We start from the raw sequence: 16563 nt of genomic DNA, 5'->3' as shown, positions 1-16563 counted from the left end.
CACGGTGGATTGGATTGCCGTGTAACGGTTCTGGCGCTACCGCTGTACGCGCCTGCGGAGACGGGTACCGACCTCAGCGGCTGCCACGCCGGGTACGTTTCCAGCTTTGCCGAGCGGCCGTGTCCAGCAAAGCGCCATAACTGATCCGAAAGTCGCACACTTCCGCTACATACCGTCCGCGGCGGTGCCCAAGTCGACAAACCGAGCACACTGCGGCCATCGATCAACACCGATCAGATCATCTGGGATTTCTTCCAGGCGCACCCGCTGCCGGGCTGACATCGATTGATGTCAGCAGGTACTCGAGCGCTCCAGTCGCGATGAGCACCACGAGCACCGCGCACAGCAGCCCGAGCGCCGCCAAGGCAGGCAGATTGGTGGCTATCGGAATCAGCGCGACCAAGATCGCGGCGGCCACCATGGCCACGGGCATCAGCCGACGGCACCGAGTAGCTCCGCGCACTTCTCACCGATCATGAGCGACGGCGCGTTGGTATTGCCGCCCGTGATGCTCGGCATGATCGAAGCGTCAGCGACCCGTAGACCTTCGATGCCGCGCACCTTCAGCGCGGGGTCGACCACGGCCGCCTCATCGACGCCCATGCGGCATGTGCCGACCGGATGATAGATCGAATGCACCCGGTTGGGCAGTTCCCGGCGCAGCGCGGATTCGTCCATCAGTTCCCTGCCGGGCGTGTGCTCCTCGACGATGTCACCGGCAATACTCTTGTGCGCCATGATTTCCCGGACGATTTTGATGCCTTCGATCAGGAATTCGGTATCGCGGGGATCGCTCAGATAGCCGGGGTCGATGAGTGGCGCGGCGAAAGGGTCCGTCGAGGCCAATTTCAGCTCACCACGGCTCTTCGGATAGATCAGGCTGGGCAGCACCGTCAGTGCGGGGCGGCGCTCCACCAGGTACATCTTGTCCTCGTCCTGATTGGGCACCGGATAGTTCCACGGCAGACTGTGCAGCTGCATATCCGGGTACCCGGCCTCGGCGAATCTGGTCTTGACGAAGCCGACGGCCTCGAACACGGTGCGCCCCATCCAGCAACTGCCCGGACGGCGCAGTTCGCGCAGCAGCGCGCGGGCGAAATACGTGGGTATGCCGCGGTGGATGGCTTTCTTGGAGATGTAGGTCATGGGCACGAACATGTGATCGTGCAGGTTCTGGCCTACCGGTAGATCCGCGTGCACGGTGATTCCGAGTTCACGAAGGTGTGCTGCCGGGCCGATGCCAGAGAGCATGAGCAGTTGCGGGGAGCCGATCACGCCGCCGGAAACGATGATCTCCTTGCCGGCGTGGACGATTCGGCGCGCGCCGTTGTTCTCCTGGATTTCGACGCCGGTGGCGCGGCCGTTGTCGATAACGATGCGGGTCACGTGGACCCGCGTGATGACCTGCAGGCCCGCACTCGGCCGTTCGGTGATGAATGCGCGAGAAGAGCTGTAGCGCAAGCCATTGCAGACACTCTGCTGGAAGATCGAGATGCCTTCCTGTGATTCGCCGTTGTAGTCCTCGATAATCGGTGTCCCGAGCGTTTCGGACGATGCGGTCATGAACTCTTCACCGATCGGGGTGAGGTCCTTCTGGCGGGTGACCTGGATGGGCCCTCCGGCGCCGCGATAGGCGTCGGGGCCGCCCTCCCAGTTCTCGAGGCGCTTGTAGGCGGGCAGGATCTGCTCGTAGGTCCAGCCGGTATTGCCTTGCGCTGCCCAAGAATCGAAGTTTGCTCGATTTCCGCGTACGTAAAGCATGCCGTTGACCGAGCTAGAGCCGCCGAGCACCTTTCCGCGGGTCATGGGGATTGTGCGGTTGTTGGCGTGCTTCTGCGGTATCGAGTACTGCTTCCAGCACACTTGTTTTTTGAGCGCCGGAATGGTGTGGACCATCGTGATCAGCCCGGGGCTGGTGACCAGTCGGGTGTTGTCCGCACGTCCCGCCTCCAGCAGGAGCACGTTGGCACCGTGCTCGGCCAGTCGGCCCGCGATGACGGCGCCGGCGCTGCCCGCGCCTACGACGATGTAGTCGGCTTCGCTCATGATTTCGCCTGTCTGCTCACGTCCTGATCGAGGGTAATGCGCTTCAGGACATGCGTCTGGATGCTATTCCGGACAGACTTCCAAATCAACACTGCGCCTTGTGAGCAGGACGGATTGACGCCCACATTGACCGATCAGCTGTCTGGACAGTTGTTCGTATATGGTTCCGCTTGTGTGATAGCGTCACCGCACCTTCGGGAGGTTCGGCATGAAAATCAGCGACGCGATGATCGACAAGCAGTTGCGGCGCACCGGCGTGTGGATTCGCCGGTTGATGTCCTCGCACGATGAACGGCGATTGCGGCGGACGGCCGAGCTCGTCGACGCGGTGGCGCCGCTGGCACGCATCGGTGTGTCGAGAACGATGCGGGTGCGACAGGTCGGCATCGAGCGAGGCGATGGCACCCGGCTGCGGATGCTGATCTACTCGCCGCTCGAACCGACCCCCGCCGCCACCGGCGTGCTCTGGCTGCATGGCGGCGGCTACTTCCTCGGACGGCCCGAACAGGATGTCGCGGTCTATCGCCGGATGGTCGTCAAGACCGGATGTGTCATCCTCGCCCCGGACTATCGACGCAGCGTCGAACAGCCGTATCCCGCGGCTCTGGACGATTGCTACACCGCGCTGATCTGGATGCGCGACAACGCGTTTCGGCTCGGTATTCGTCCCGATCAGCTGGTCGTGGCAGGCGAGAGTGCGGGTGGCGGACTGACGGCCGCGCTGACACTGCTCGCCCGCGACCGCGGTGAGGTGAATATCGCCTTCCAGATGCCGATCTACCCGATGATCGACGACCGGGTTTGCACTGCCTCCTCGTGTGACAATGACGCCCCAATGCTCGACACCGTCACCTTGGTGACCGCATGGAAGCTGTATCTACGCGATCTTTATGGGACACAACGTGTTCCGATATATGCCGCGCCCGCCCGCGCAATCGATCTGCGGGGCCTGCCACCCACTTTCACCTACGTCGGCGAACTCGAGCCGTTCCTGGACGAGACAGTCGCTTATGTGGATGGTTTGCGTACTTGCGGGGTGCCGGTGGACTTCGAGGTTTACCCGGGTTGCTGGCACGGCTTCGACCGTCTGGTACCCCGCGCCGAGGTGAGCCGGCGGGCCTTGCGGTCACGGGAACGCTGGTTCCGCCACGCGGCCGCCACCTACGTCGCTCCGCAGCCTGCACTGGACCGAGACCGGATCTGAGCTGTGGCGTACTGCCTTCGACAGCGCAGCGGCCGATTACCCGGCGACAGCATCGTCACCAATGCGAAATCGCTGGGCCGAATCTCGCGCCGCCGCAAGGAGCGCTTCGACCTGCGGGTGCGAAAGCCCCAGCGTCGGAGACTCGTTCACTACTCGTGGACCAGCGCAAGTACTCCGCCGGCGAAAGCTCCAGCACGCCGGCGATAACGCAGGAGCGGCGGGCGGCGGACACGGTCGTCGTGTGGCCGCGGATCGTCCTGGTGCGCACCGGGATCCGCAGGCGGCCTGCCGCATTCGACGCTAACTGATCGGCAGCGCGCTCAGGATCGGGCCGTAGGCCCAGTTCAACATGCGCTCGGCGTCGTCCTTTGCGGCGACGGCACTGTCGGGTGAGCTGTGCAGGACCACACCTATGAGCGGTATTCCTGCCCTGACCGTCTCGAACAGCAGGCAGGTTCCGGCGGCGTCGGTGGATCCGGTTTTGATGCCGATAGTGCCGGGATATTCGTGCAGCAGCCTGTTCGTGCTCTGCCAGAGGTGCGCGCGGTTGTCCGGGCCGGCGGGCAGGTGATAGCTCTGCGACCTGGCGATGTCGCGAAACACTGGCAGGCTCATGGCGCGCAGGCCGAGGGCCACCAGGTCCGTCGGTGTGGAGTAGGTGGAGTAGTCGGTGGGGGCGGGCAGCCCGCTGGGATCGGTGAAATGTGTTCCCACAAGGCCCATTTGATGCGCGGTGTCGTTCATTTTGGCGATGAAGCCGTCTTGGCCGGGTCCGTATGCCTCGGCAAGGGTATAGGCGGCGTCGCAGCCGGACGGCAGCATCATCGCGTACAGGAGCTGTCGGGCGGTGAGCACCTCGCCGGGGACCAGGCCCGCGTTGCTTCCGTCGTACTTGGTGCCGTAGGCGATGATTTCTTGCGGCACGGTGATGGTCCGGTCGAGGTCGCCGGCGTTGATCACAACCAATGCCGTCATCACCTTAGCGATGCTGGCTATCGGGACCGGGGTATTCGGCTGCCGCGACCAGAGCACCGTCCCGGTGATTCCGTCTGCCAGCGCTGCTCCCGGCGCCTGCACTGCGTCCGGCTCAGAAGTCAGCCAGGGCAACTGAATATGGGCCTCGCTCGCGGCGGGGGCGGCCGTGACGCCATGACCGGCGACCACGACCAGCGCCCCGGCGACCGCCGTCTGCAACAATCGAGCAAATGTCCGCATGGCCGCATTCTGCCGTGCGACACCGTCAACCAGTGGGATTTCACCGACCGAACAACCGCGCCGCGCTGGCGTCAGCATGCAATCGGCTAATCCAGGATGCGCTCGGGAAGGAATGGCGGCCTTCCTGGAGAAGCGCCCCACCCGCCTGGCCGGATCAGCGCCCCAACGGCGGCACCTTCGTGTGCTGATGCCCGCTCACCGACCGCCTCGAGCGTCGCAGACTCGTACCCCGCAGCGCCTCGGCGGCGTCGAGGATCGCTTTCCCGCACGCGACGCCCCGGGGTGGCACAGCAACCTTGCGTGCGGACTACCGCTCGACAAACTCGACCACGGTTCGCGATCAGCCGAGAACGCTTGAAGAGCTCGAGCTGAATAGCAGCCGCATCGTGATCGAACGAGCGGATCTTGTCGGGACGCTACGTCAGCATAGACAAGGGCGGGTGAAACGTTCCACGTCAGAGAGTTGGCGACTGAACAGAGCTATCGAGGAGGCTTCATGGTAATGGTCCAGAACTTCATCGACGGTAAGCTCGTCGACTCGGTCGGCGGTGCGACGATGGCCCTCGTCGACCCTGCCACCGGCGATCAGTACGGCACCGCCCCGGTGTCCACCGAACAGGACATCGACAACGCGTACGCAGCGGCGGCCAAGGCATTCTGCGACTGGAAGCGCACAACGCCGTCCGGCCGCCAGAAGGCGCTGTTGGATTTCGCCGACGAGGTGGAGAACGCCGCCGACACGCTCGTTGCGGCCGAGGGCCGCAACACTGGCAAGCCGAAGCACCTCACCTTGGCCGCAGAGATCCCGCAGATGCTGGACCAGATCCGATTCTTCGCGGGGGCGGCACGGGTACTCGAGGGCAAGTCGGCCTGCGAGTACCTGGCGGGCCATACATCGTGGATCCGCCGGGAGCCGATCGGCGTCATCGGACAGGTGACGCCGTGGAATTACCCGATGATGATGGCAATCTGGAAGTTTGTTCCCGCGATCGCGGCGGGAAACACCGTGGTGATCAAGCCGAGCGACACCACCCCGGTGACGACGGTGATGCTGGCCGAACTGGCCGCCGAGCACCTGCCGCCAGGCGTGCTCAACGTGGTAACCGGTGACAGGGTGACCGGTGCGGCGGTGGTCGCGCATCCGACCCCGCAGATGGTATCGATCACCGGTTCGTTGGCCGCAGGCCGTGCGGTCGCGGAGTCGGCCGGAACCCACCTCAAGCGCACGCATTTGGAGTTGGGTGGCAAAGCACCGGTAATCGTGTTCCCCGACGCCGATATCGCTGCTGCCGCCGCGGGCATCACGGCCTCCGGCTATTTCAACGCCGGGCAGGATTGCACGGCGGCCACCCGGGTGCTCGGCCACGCATCGGTGGCCGAAGATCTGACCGCGGCGCTGGCCGAGCAGGCCGGCAATGCCACAACGACGTTCGGCAAAGCCACCGAGGACGAGAACGCCTGGGTGCCACCTGTCAATAACGCCAACCAACTACAGCGGGTGCTCGGTTTCCTCGATGAGGTGCCCGATCACGCTTCGGTCGTGGCCGGTGGGCACCGGCAGGGCGACCACGGGTATTACGTCGAGCCGACGGTCATCGGTGGGCTGCGGCAGGCCGACCGACTGAGCCAGAACGAGATATTCGGCCCGGTGATCACCGTGCAGTCGTTCACCGACGAAGACGAGGCGATCCGGTGGGCCAACGGCGTCGAATACGGGCTGGCATCCTCGGTGTGGACCAAGGATGTGTCGAGGGCGCTCCGCGTGTCGGCCGCGCTCGACTTCGGCTGCGTGTGGATCAACACCCACACCGCGCTGATCGCCGAGATGCCGCACGGCGGGTTCAAGTCGTCCGGGCACGGCAAGGACCTGTCGATGTACGGGCTGGAGGACTACACCCGCGTCAAGCATGTGATGGCCAAGATCGACTAGGTCAGCTACCGCGCCGCACTTCCGAACTCGTTTGCGTGGGCCGGAATCCGAGACCACGATCTTCTCGTCAGGCACCCCGAACACTGCGGCCGCGGCGACGTGGGGGCGTCATGTCACCTTCCAGGGTTCGACCGATGAGATCCATGCCCGCATCAACAAATCCTGTTTTTGCTACCGCCGAGTGCCAGTGACCGAGTGTCCCGAATACGGTTCGGCGATGCGACACATCGACACACCGACTAGATAACCACGTCATAGCTGAGCGGGAGCGAAGGTAGATCGGCATGACACTAATCATGCTGGCTGGTCGCGCCGATCAGCAGAGAAGTCATACCTGTATCGGCGACCGTAGCCCGGTCGCGGACCAATGAACGCAACCGGAGCTGGATCGACCCGACGCGTTCACGTCCATTACCAAACGGTTGCAGTGAAGTTGCTGACAGGGTGTTGATCTTCGGTCAGAATGAGTTCGGTCAATCGAGTCTGTCCACTCAACCAACCCTTGGAGGGAAGCTCATATGGCTCAGGAAACAAGCACTGACAGCAAGCGTGGCGACGTGCTCGACATGCAGAACCTTCGGGACATCGAGATGGTGCTGCGGCTTCAGATCGATGAGGCGCGGCAGGAAGCTCAAAGCGCTCGTCAGTACGCCCAGCAGGCACAGAACCTTGCCCGGCAGGCGCAACACCAGACCCGTCAAGTCCAGCACCAGGCGCAAATCGCCCAGCACGAGGCCAACCAAGCCAACCAGCAGGCCCAGCAGGCCCGCCAACAAGCCCAGCAGGCGCAAAACCAGGCTCAGCAGGCCCAAGGCGAGGCCGATCGGGCGCAGAGCCAGGCCCAGCAGGCACAGGGCGAGGCCAACCAGTCCAACCAGCGGGCTCAGTCGGCACAGGATCAGGCCGAGCAGGCCAGCCAGTTGGCCCAGCAGGCCGAGGATCAGGCCAGCCGTACCCAGGACCGGTCCGGGCAGTGGGAAATGCAGCTGCATCACCTTCGCGAGCAGGCACGCCAGGCACAGTTCCGCTAGTCACCGAATCTGCTGTCGATGAACGACGTGTCGACGAAAGGGGCCACCGCCCAGCGATGTGCTCTTTTCGTCGACCGGTGAAAGGTGACCGCGGATGAACGAACCGACTCTGCCGCCCCCGAACGACGTCGAGGTGATCGTGCCGGAGGTGATGAGCGCCGGTGCCTACTCCAACGGGTTCACCTGCTGGTACAACCGGACCGACTTCACCCTCGACTTCCTCGTATATCTGCCGACCGATCAGGGTGTCGACGACGCCGGTCAGCCGGTGATGCGGCAACCGGCTCAAGTGGTGTCGAGGGTGAAGTTCCCGCCGGCGATGATCTTCCGGCTGATGCAGATCTTGAACGACAGCATGAGCAACTATGAACACCAGTTCGGCCCGATTACCCACCTCGGAGAATAACCGGACAGGAGAAAAACGATGCTCCTATCCAGTCCCATCATTATCCTCGCGAGCCCACGCGACCGGGCAGTCGTGATCGACTCCGCCATCTGCTACCGGCCCGCCAAGATCGCGGGCCGCCGCTACCACGTCACCACCACCACGCCAGAACGCGCAGACCAACCCGCCTTCGAATGAGCGCTGCCGGTCTCATCGACCTCGCGGCGCTGGGTCTCGAGCGCTCTGTTTAGCGCCGCCGATCAGGTCGATTCTCGTTTTTCCAGACCTACTGCGTCGGCGAGTTCTTTGCGGTGGCGGTCGAGTTCTGGATGCTCGGTGCGGAGTTCGCCCATGAAGTCGGCGAGGGCGTCCGCGATGGCGTTGAGTTTCTGCTGAACGGCTTCGTCGGCACGAGATTGCGTGTTCTGCAGCAGCGCTACCAAGAGAAAAGTGACGATAGTGGTGGCTGTGTTGATCACCAGTTGCCATGTGTCGATACTCGGCATTACCAGGAACGTCGGTGCCCACACCAAAACCAGGAGCACGCAGAAAACGAAGAATCCGGCCTTGGAGGCAAAAGCGGCAGCTGCCGTTGCGAAGCGGTCGAAAATCGTCAACCGGCCCCGCACATCCGACGGCATCGTGCCGGGCTCTTGGTCGGCTTGCTGTGGATTGTCCTGCATCGAACCCGCCCTTCCAGACAACGTACCGGGCAGCTCACCGCCCTGTGACACGCATAGCCGCGCCGTCGGCGCGCAAACAACCTCGCGCCAGCGGAGACGTGCTCATAGACAGTCGCGGCCGAAGTCAACAGCGGTCTGATATACACACACGATGTCGGATGCTCCGGTAGACGGTCCCAGCGCGTTCGAGTCAATGGTGGCCATGGCCGATGCCCCGGTGTTCATCGTGACGGTCGCGGTCGGGGATGAGCGCAGTGGTTGTCTGGTGGGGTTCGCGTCGCAGGTAAGTATCGATCCGGCACGGTTTCTGGTCTGTTTGTCGAAGAACAACCACACATACCGGACCGCCACGGGAGCCGCATATATGTCGGTGCACCTGGTCGATCGAGACAACCTCGCGCTGGCGCAACTGTTCGGTGCGGAGACCGGCGACGAGGTCGATAAATTCAGCCGGTGCCGATGGCGGGTCGGCCCGAACGGAGTACCTGTGTTGGTGGACGCGGTCGCATGGTTTTCCGGAACGATCCAGGCTCGCAACGACTTCGGTGACCATGTGGGCCTGGTCTTGGCACCCGAAGCTGGATACGCGCCCGGTCGAACAGTTGATGCGGTGCGATGGAGCTCTGTCGCCGACCTCGAGCCCGGTCACCCGGCTTAACACCCACGTAAAGCGTCGGCTTACCAGGGGTTTCGTTGCATTCGGAAATGCGGAGACGCGCCAGCCAGTGTTGGTTACGCCGTACCCAATGCCTCAGCAGGTTGACATCCCCAAGGAACGCGGCGTCGGGCCGCAGCGCGTGACGGCCGCCTCGGATCCTGATCGGCGATAAATCACCTTCGTCACCGATGGTCCCGCGTTGGTCCAGGGGCCGGTCGAGCTGATGCGCGAGGACGGCACGACGGTGCATTCGGATCGGTTCCTGGTGGCTGTGTGTAGGTGCCGTCGGAGCAAGACCTTGCCCTGCCTCCGCCAGGACGGCCGCTGACACGGCTGGCGTCACGCCATCGAGGCGTGGTTACCCGACCCCCGGTCGTCCGGACCGATGATGAGTTGAGCGACCGGGTGCTCGCCGTCGTTGAACTACTGTGTCACTGCGGCCTGGATTCGCGGGGCTGGTCCTCGGCTCTGCGTACGCCGCTCTGATGGCCGCCCTCTACACCCTCGTCGGCGGCTTCGGTTTCCGGGGCCTGCGATGCCGGTTGCTCGTCAGCCGGGGACGCGGTGGCCCCTCCGGGAGTGTCATCGGGGTCAGGCGCTTTGAACTTCGAGTCGCTCACCGGATGTACAGCGCCCGCGGTGTTGGCGCCGGTCCCCTCGCCCGCACTGCTACTGGCAATTCTTTCGGCGCTCGTTTGGCGGCCTTCGTAGGGCGGTATGGCCGGTTCCGCGTCTCCCGGAGGGACGGTCCCGGTCGTGCCGATGGTGTCGTCCGTCGGGTTGTGGTCGCGTGTTGAGGTGACTTCTTCTTGGTCGAATGTGCCGACCGGGCGATCCGCCGATCCGCCGCCCTGAATATCCGACCCGGTGTCTCGCGAGCCTTTGGCTCCTCGCTCCGATTGGGGCTCTTCAGATAGATGTTTGCTAGACATACCTCCATCGTCTCCTCTGATAGAGCGCTGGATTATCTACTCTGCATTTCAAGCGTGATGCCCGATCCAACCTCAGTCAAGCCATCGTGATGACGATGTGACGACCAAATCGGGCCAGCGTGAACGACTCGGCCGCGCATTCGCTCGGCATTTGCCGGAGCCTCTATCTTTCTCCGATTTCAGCGCCCCCCGCATGTCGGTCGGCGTATATGCCGCGGAGCATGCCGGTGGCCTGGCCGATCTCGATGAGGTAGCCGTCTGGGTCGCGGAGATAGCACCGGATCTCGGCTTTGCGGTCGAGTGGTTCGGTGAGGAATTGTGCCCCTTTGGATTTGGCGTCGGAGTAGAACGCGGCGATGTCGGCGACCCGCACATTCAAGAATGACGAGATCGGATCACCTGGTTCAGGGGAAGCCAGAGTGACGTCGGGCTTGTCCGGGGTCGGGCCGCCGCCCGGGTTCAGGATGATCCAACTGTTGGCGACCTTCACGATGGCCGGGTTCTCCGCCAGCACGACCCGGCCGCCGAAAACTTCGGTGTAAAAATCTCGGGAGCGAGCGACGTCGCGCACGGTCAAGAAATGCGTCAGGAGCAGTCCCTGTTCGGGAGCAGGTAGGTCGTTCCGATTGGTCACGATTCCCTCCTGGGTTCAGTGTTCGCTATTTCTGGGCCCACCGGTGCGGATCGCATTCGAGTGCTGCTCGGTCCCACTTGCCGCGTTCAGCGGCCGCTTGATAGGTGGTGTGCAGGAATTCCAGAAGGGTTCGTTCCGGATCTGCGGCGGTGCGTACCGCCTCGTAGGGCAGCAGAAACTGGCCGTTATCGGCGCTGTAAAAGGCGTGCCGAGGACCGACCGGATAGTCGGCGAAGCCGTCGGGTTCGGGATAGGCGTAGGCGTAGAAGGCGCCTTCGTCGCCACCACCCGGCCAGAAACCGCAGCTACTCAACTCGTGGGAGTAGCCCTCCACCATCACCCAATTACCGCAGTTGGGTGCGCCGCCCGGATGCTTCGGCGCGGTGCGGCCGGAGAACCTGGTACAGGCCAGATCCATGGCGCCCCAGAAGAAGTGCACCGGGCTCACTTTGCCGATGAAATGCGAACGAAACTCGCTCATTACTCGATGGGCCGCGACGAGTTGGCGCCAGAACAGATGCACGGCGTCGCGATCATAAGAAGCATGCGCATAGTCGTCGGCGAACGGGATCGCAGGATCGACCTCGTTGGGCTTCGCCTGAATCTGTACCGCTATGCCGAGTTCGTCGAGCGCACTCATCGTTTCGGCATAGAAATCCGCAACCGGCTTGGGTTCGAGCGCGACTTGACGGGCGCCGCCATCACTGGCTCGTATGTGCAACCGGTGCTCATTGAAGTCGAACTCGATGTCGAACACACCGGCCTCGTAGGGCATCGCGGAGGTGGTCAAACCCCGTGGGCTGACGTAGAGGGTGACCTGCCACCAGTGGTTGATCATCGGGGCATGAGCGAGTCGAATCTTGCCGATGATCTGGGTCCACATATGCACCGTGTCGCGGGTAGCGGTCCACTCCTCGACCCGCAACTGCGGCCAGCGTCGCGACGACGCGATCTCCGTGCGAGTGGTCTCGACCATCAGACCTCCTTGGTCCGTCTGTCGGTTTCGGTGCCGGTCGCGGTGCGGATGCCGTGGTGCTGCGGGCGTCGGCCTGGTATCAGGCACTCGGGAAAGCGAGCAGGTCCGCGTTGACGATCTGGGTGGTTGGCATGCCGCGCGGGAAGTCCTTATAGGTCTTCTGCGCACCGTTCTCGAGAAGCTGCCCGGACAACGGGCCGGAGGCCGGTACGGTATCGGGCTCACCCCACTGCCACGTCAGCTGTCCGATCCAGTGGAGCCCGCCGCACGACAACCGTGTCAGCAAATGACGACCCGAAATGTCAGCAGCTGTCCAGCCGGAATTGACCGCTGAACTCGGCGAAGCGCGCCCCAGCTGACGCCCCGCCAGGCAGAACCCCGCGAGCAGGTGCACAGACAGGTTTCCGCCGTTGCGGCTGCGGACCTATGGCCAGAACGACGACGGCTGGGTAGAGGCCAACAGATTTTAATGACCCAGGCCCCACTCGACCAGTGTAAATGCCCGCCCGCCAGCGATGGCCTGATTCGTCAGTAAGGCATCATCCTCAACGCTGGCCCCGAGGGGATTCGCGCAGGAGCGCCGGAGTGACGACATGGTCGGTCGCTCATGGCAGGCCAGCGGGAGGTCGCCACCCTCGGCTTCCCCCTGCCATGCCTTGACCAAACCGCGAACAAACACCCGAGCGCTACTGGCCGCTGCGCTGCATTCCTCGATCGAGCGGCAGCGCGGTCTGGATGAGACCGGCCAGCCCGACGGACGACGTGATTCCTGCGATGGACGTCACGCCGATTTGTATTTCCCGAGGTTCGCGCCCTGCCTTGCTCACACCCTCTATGGGTGTTTACTGAAAGAGCGTCTCAGTTGGCCCACTCCAATGGCAGTTCGAGGTGCGTATGCCGGTATGGCGACTGCGTGAATTTCGTGACGATGATCTGGATCAGGCAATCCAGATCTGGGAACAGAGCCGACGGGCGACCGGGGAGGAGCCGGTGTTCGCGTTGGCGGAGGTGCTGGCGTCCGCGCGAGCAGGGCAGCCGGCGGTGGTGGCGGAGGTCGGGGAAGAAATTGTCGGAATGGCCGTCGCCCAGATCCACAGCGAGCGTGCCTGGGTCCTGCTGGTGGCCCTGGGTGCGCAGTGGCGGCAGCGCGGTATCGGTAGTGCGCTGCTGACCGAACTGGAGCGGCGGCTGCGGTCGAACGGCGTGCGGCGGATCTGCACGCTCCTCCCACAGGATGCGACCGGGTCGGTCGCGTTCGAGAATTCCGGATATCAGCACAGGACCGGTCTGGTCTACTACGAACTGCTGGAACCGTTGGCACCCGCGCAGTCTTATTTGCTGACCGAGCTGGGTGGGCGGCTGCTGCCACCCGGGTTGTGGCAGTCGATGGCGGGGATGGACCGCGAGAAAGAAATCATCGAACGACGGATCGTGTTGCCGTTGGCGAACCCGGATGTCGCGGAGCGTTATCGGGTTCGGCCACCCAAGAGCGTGATTTTGTTCGGTCCGCCGGGCACCGGAAAAACCAGTTTCGCGAAAGCGGTCGCCTCGAGACTGGAGTGGCCGTTCGTCGAGTTGTTCCCGTCTCGGTTGGCCGCGACGGCAAGCGGCGGGCTCGCGGCGTCCTTGCGTGAGGTGTTCGCGGACTTGGCCGAACTCGACGAACTTCTGTTGTTCATCGACGAGGTGGAGGAGATCGCGGGCGCACGCGAGGGGACGGCGACCAGCGCGGCGCATGGAGTAACGAACGAGCTTCTCAAGCTGATTCCGGCATTCCGAGAGGATTACAGCCGCCTGCTGATCTGCGCCACCAACTCGGTTCGTTCGTTGGACTCGGCTTTCCTACGGCCGGGCCGCTTCGACTACGTGATACCGGTCGGTCCACCTGATGAACCCGCCCGCGAAGCGATCTGGCGGCGCTACCTCGGCCCCGCCGCCGAGAACGTCGACCTCGGCCATCTGGTGCGCGTTACAGCCCACTTCACTCCCGCCGACATCGAGTACGCAGCCCGTGCCGGTGCACAATCGGCGTTCGAACGCGCGATGCGCGACGGAACGAACAAACCCGTCAACCTCGAGGACTACCTCACCGCCATTGCCAACACCCGCCTGACTTTGACACCGGACATCCTGACCGCGTTCGAACACGACCAAGCGAACTACACCAGACTCTGAGGCCCGCCGTCTCAGTTCAGCTCCGCCTTGCAGATTGCGGTCGTGAGTAGGGCTTCAGTGGTGGAGGCACCCGCGGACCCCGGCCGAAAGCACTCGACCGGGGTCTCGGCTACGGCGTCGCGATCAGCGGATCTCTCGAGTAAGTCGGGACGACCACGGACACCAGAAGCAACCCGGTAGGAAAGCACCGCAAGCCTCGTCCAGGTGATCCTCGAGGTAGGAGATTGACGAGTCACAGACCTCGATCGCCATGGTGAAGAAGGTGATCGTGTCCGGGTCGAGGTGGAAGCTCCAACCCGGGTTGTAGTCGACCTCCTGCTTCCTGATGCGTCCCATGACATGGATCGACATCTGCTCATCGCCAGACAGGATCCGACGCGCTTCCTCGATGCGCTGTTCGTTATTGAGCCGGATGACGAATTCCTTGCCGGAATAATCGGTGAATGCGAAGTCCGCCATGACATCTCCCTGCCAAAAGTGGTGGATGGGGGTCGCGCGCGGTTCTGCATCGATGCACTCAGCATCGTATCGACGGGAGAGCACTGTTGTATACGAAAATCTCTGTGCGACAAACAATTTCGACTGGCAGCCGGTTTTCGACGTAGCTAACCTGGCTGAGGGTCAATTCCGACCCTGGTTAGCGGCGTGGTGGCCGTTGCTTCGAGAGGAAAGCTGGGCTCGGATCGATTTCCCGGCGAGGATCAACTCACGGATCGCGATAGCGCCCCGCGCGACAGGCGCGGCGACCCTGCCCTCAGCGTCGATCAGCACAGCCGACGGTGTACCGCGGACGCGATATCGCAGCGCGGCCTCGTTGCCCTGCTGCACCAGCGACGGGATCTCGCCCAGACCTTGTTCGACACCCCAAACTGCCTGCTCATCGGCATCACCGTTTCCGACGACGACCATGGTCATGGCCGTGCGCGCCCGCCACCGCGGCAGCTCGCGGGCCAGCGCGGCGCACATCTCACAGCCCGGGTGCACAAACACCAGCAGCACTGCCCGGCCACCCGAGAGCAGATCCGCGAGGTTCGTGCGGGCACCCGAGACATCGAGCAACTCGAACTCCGGCGCGACCGAGCCGACCGGCAAACCCTCGGCCCCCAGCGTCGAGAGCGCCTGCTCGTCCAGCCGACGCCGCAGCGCGCCGACCTGGGCGACCAGCCACCCGAGGACCCCGCACAGCAGCGCACCGAATGCGAGCCCCGTCGCGGCATCGGCAGCCAGTCCGGCGGGCACCGAGGGACGGGCCAACGCGCCCCACAGGACCAACGCCGCGAGCATCATCAGCACACCGTTGCGCACGATGCTGCGCGCGCCGATCGGCGTCGTACTCGCCGCGCCGAAGCATGAGCATGCGGGACGCTTGCCGCGCCGCAACAAGCCGACCATGACCACCGTGAAGACCATCAGCAGGAGCAGCGCGCCGACCGCCGCCGCGACGGCCGTCCACGACAGGACGACGCCGACCGCCAATACCGCCTCGACGACCGGCAGCCCCCACGCCACGGCGGGCACCCACCGCACCGGCACCTCGAACTCCCCCACCGCCTGCCGCGTACCGGCGCGATCGGCCAGCTTCCCCCAGGCCGACAACCCGAACACCACGGCGAGCGCCAACCGCGTAACCCACACCCCGTATTCGATCAGCATGGGCCGCACCCTCCCACATCCGCGGTTATTCGAATTCGGAATCGCCGGAAGAGTATTCGAGGTGTTGCGAAGGTCTACTCTTGTCAGAAGCATTTTCATGCCCGGCTGATTTCGCTGTGTCCCACCTGAGCGCGCACGTCTCGACACTGGCGGCATACTGAAAACCGCTGATGACCTGTCTTTAGAGCAGTGGCGGGCTCGGTGTCGGCGGCTTGCTGGTCAGGCGAATTCGTGCGTTGCTTGGTTTATGAGTGCCTCGGCTGTTGCTCGGGCGTGCGTCCAGGGTGCCGGATCGTTGAGGGAGGTGGATAGCGCGGCCGCCCCCTCGTATAGGACGGCGAGCTGGTTGCCCAGCAGCTCTGGGTCTGCGGCGCCGACTCGTCGGGCGAGTTCGGTGAGTCCGTCGATGTAGTGCCGCTTGTGCGCGTGGATGATGTCTTGAACACCGGGCATGGCCTCGGCTGCCTCAACCGCCGCATTGTGAAATGGGCAGCCACGCATCGGTGTATCCGCGGCATCGGGGGTGTCGAATAAAGCGAGCAGCAGCGCACGCGGGTTCGAATCGGAGTCCGCTGACGGCTCATCGGTTAGGTTGCCCGCGGCTTGACGGAGCATACGCAGATACTCTTCCACCAACGCGGTCTTACTCGGGAAGTGTTGGTAGAGAGTTCTTTTCGACACGGATGCTTTGGTCGCGATCAGTTCGACACCAGTGGTGTTGATGCCCTCGTTATAGAACAGTTCGGCAGCTGCCTTCAGGATGCGCTGACGCGCGCCACGCCCTCCCCGACGGGTTGGTTCCTGAGTATCGGTGAGCGAAGTCATGAAGCAAGTATACCGATCTGTTTACAAGTTGGACGCTCGAGGGTAGGGTCACCATTGAAAGTACACTAATCGGTTTACAATAGGAGGAAGTCATGACTAGTGCCAGCGGCACCTTGTACAAAGATGCGCCGTCGAAATCCGTGCTGGTCGGTGCAACGCGGTTCGCGTACCGCGAGTTGGGGCCCGATACCGGCGTACCGGTGATCTTCTTGAATC

General features: G+C 63.6%; 17 protein-coding genes and 2 pseudogenes. 9 read left to right on the top strand and 10 right to left on the bottom strand.

All coding sequences use genetic code 11. The annotated features are described in order from the left end of the window. Positions 1-238: 238 nt before the first annotated feature. Both AB0J47_RS23525 and AB0J47_RS23520 read right to left on the bottom strand, forming a co-directional pair. On the bottom strand, positions 239-433 hold the full coding sequence (locus AB0J47_RS23525) for a hypothetical protein (protein WP_364349648.1): 195 nt from the start codon (positions 431-433) through the stop codon (positions 239-241). Further along, positions 433-2046, bottom strand: a complete 1614-nt coding sequence (locus tag AB0J47_RS23520) for a GMC family oxidoreductase N-terminal domain-containing protein (RefSeq protein WP_364349645.1) — start codon at positions 2044-2046, stop codon at positions 433-435. Before AB0J47_RS23520 ends, AB0J47_RS23525 begins: the two co-directional genes overlap by 1 nt. A gap of 208 nt (positions 2047-2254) precedes the next feature. Between AB0J47_RS23520 and AB0J47_RS23515 the strand changes: the two genes are divergently transcribed. Continuing rightward, positions 2255-3250 (top strand): alpha/beta hydrolase, encoded by a 996-nt coding sequence (locus AB0J47_RS23515; protein WP_364349642.1) that lies wholly within the window; start codon positions 2255-2257, stop codon positions 3248-3250. Between the two features lie 300 nt (positions 3251-3550). Here the strand turns inward: AB0J47_RS23515 and AB0J47_RS23510 are convergent, their stop codons facing one another. Further along, the gene (locus AB0J47_RS23510) at positions 3551-4465 is read right to left on the bottom strand and encodes a serine hydrolase (RefSeq protein ID WP_364349639.1); all 915 of its coding nucleotides are present in this window, start codon (positions 4463-4465) and stop codon (positions 3551-3553) included. A 496-nt stretch (positions 4466-4961) separates the two neighbouring features. On the opposite strand from AB0J47_RS23510, the gene AB0J47_RS23505 reads away from it, so the two are divergent. From AB0J47_RS23505 to AB0J47_RS23490, 4 genes are all read left to right on the top strand, one after another. Then, the gene (locus AB0J47_RS23505; protein WP_364349636.1) at positions 4962-6395 is read left to right on the top strand and encodes an aminobutyraldehyde dehydrogenase; all 1434 of its coding nucleotides are present in this window, start codon (positions 4962-4964) and stop codon (positions 6393-6395) included. A 518-nt stretch (positions 6396-6913) separates the two neighbouring features. Continuing rightward, on the top strand, positions 6914-7426 hold the full coding sequence (locus AB0J47_RS23500; RefSeq protein WP_364349633.1) for a hypothetical protein: 513 nt from the start codon (positions 6914-6916) through the stop codon (positions 7424-7426). Between the two features lie 94 nt (positions 7427-7520). After that, positions 7521-7832: a DUF3467 domain-containing protein gene (locus AB0J47_RS23495; protein ID WP_364349630.1), complete on the top strand. Its 312-nt coding sequence runs from the start codon at positions 7521-7523 to the stop codon at positions 7830-7832. Positions 7833-7850: 18 nt separating this feature from the next. Then, positions 7851-8009, top strand: coding sequence for a hypothetical protein (locus tag AB0J47_RS23490; RefSeq protein ID WP_364349627.1), 159 nt, complete (start codon positions 7851-7853; stop codon positions 8007-8009). 62 nt (positions 8010-8071) lie between these two features. Here the strand turns inward: AB0J47_RS23490 and AB0J47_RS23485 are convergent, their stop codons facing one another. After that, positions 8072-8494: a low affinity iron permease family protein gene (locus AB0J47_RS23485; protein ID WP_364349624.1), complete on the bottom strand. Its 423-nt coding sequence runs from the start codon at positions 8492-8494 to the stop codon at positions 8072-8074. 151 nt (positions 8495-8645) lie between these two features. Here AB0J47_RS23485 and AB0J47_RS23480 point away from each other — a divergent pair, with 151 nt between their 5' ends. Further along, positions 8646-9152 carry a flavin reductase family protein gene (locus AB0J47_RS23480; RefSeq protein ID WP_364349621.1) on the top strand — a complete coding sequence of 169 codons (507 nt, stop codon included), beginning with the start codon at positions 8646-8648 and terminating at the stop codon, positions 9150-9152. Positions 9153-9351: 199 nt separating this feature from the next. Beyond that, entirely contained in the window at positions 9352-9480 is a 129-nt protein-coding gene (locus tag AB0J47_RS23475; RefSeq protein WP_364349618.1) for a CDGSH iron-sulfur domain-containing protein, read from the top strand. Between the two features lie 767 nt (positions 9481-10247). Here the strand turns inward: AB0J47_RS23475 and AB0J47_RS23470 are convergent. From AB0J47_RS23470 to AB0J47_RS23460, 3 genes and pseudogenes are all read right to left on the bottom strand, one after another. Next, positions 10248-10718 (bottom strand): VOC family protein, encoded by a 471-nt coding sequence (locus AB0J47_RS23470; RefSeq protein WP_364349615.1) that lies wholly within the window; start codon positions 10716-10718, stop codon positions 10248-10250. A gap of 25 nt (positions 10719-10743) precedes the next feature. Continuing rightward, on the bottom strand, positions 10744-11694 hold the full coding sequence (locus tag AB0J47_RS23465; protein WP_364349612.1) for a DUF5996 family protein: 951 nt from the start codon (positions 11692-11694) through the stop codon (positions 10744-10746). A gap of 79 nt (positions 11695-11773) precedes the next feature. After that, positions 11774-11896, bottom strand: a pseudogene (locus AB0J47_RS23460) (alpha/beta hydrolase); the annotation flags it as partial. A 692-nt stretch (positions 11897-12588) separates the two neighbouring features. Here AB0J47_RS23460 and AB0J47_RS23455 point away from each other — a divergent pair. After that, positions 12589-13869 (top strand): GNAT family N-acetyltransferase, encoded by a 1281-nt coding sequence (locus tag AB0J47_RS23455; protein WP_364349609.1) that lies wholly within the window; start codon positions 12589-12591, stop codon positions 13867-13869. 123 nt (positions 13870-13992) lie between these two features. Here AB0J47_RS23455 and AB0J47_RS23450 read toward each other — a convergent pair whose 3' ends face one another. The 3 genes from AB0J47_RS23450 to AB0J47_RS23440 all read right to left on the bottom strand — a co-directional run bounded on the left by AB0J47_RS23450 (position 13993) and on the right by AB0J47_RS23440 (position 16347). After that, positions 13993-14328 (bottom strand): calmodulin, encoded by a 336-nt coding sequence (locus AB0J47_RS23450; RefSeq protein WP_364349606.1) that lies wholly within the window; start codon positions 14326-14328, stop codon positions 13993-13995. A gap of 162 nt (positions 14329-14490) precedes the next feature. Further along, a complete protein-coding gene (locus AB0J47_RS23445) occupies positions 14491-15522 on the bottom strand; it encodes a MauE/DoxX family redox-associated membrane protein (protein WP_364349603.1) in 1032 nt (343 codons plus the stop codon). Between the two features lie 219 nt (positions 15523-15741). Next, positions 15742-16347 (bottom strand): TetR family transcriptional regulator, encoded by a 606-nt coding sequence (locus AB0J47_RS23440; RefSeq protein ID WP_364349600.1) that lies wholly within the window; start codon positions 16345-16347, stop codon positions 15742-15744. Between the two features lie 92 nt (positions 16348-16439). On the opposite strand from AB0J47_RS23440, the pseudogene AB0J47_RS23435 reads away from it, so the two are divergent. Then, positions 16440-16563: pseudogene (locus AB0J47_RS23435) on the top strand (hypothetical protein); the annotation flags it as partial.

The organism is Nocardia sp. NPDC049737, assembly GCF_040674755.1.
Lineage (GTDB): Bacteria > Actinomycetota > Actinomycetes > Mycobacteriales > Mycobacteriaceae > Nocardia.
The sequence above is the reverse complement of the archived record's forward strand: the minus strand, read 5'-3'. Positions and strand labels throughout refer to the sequence as shown.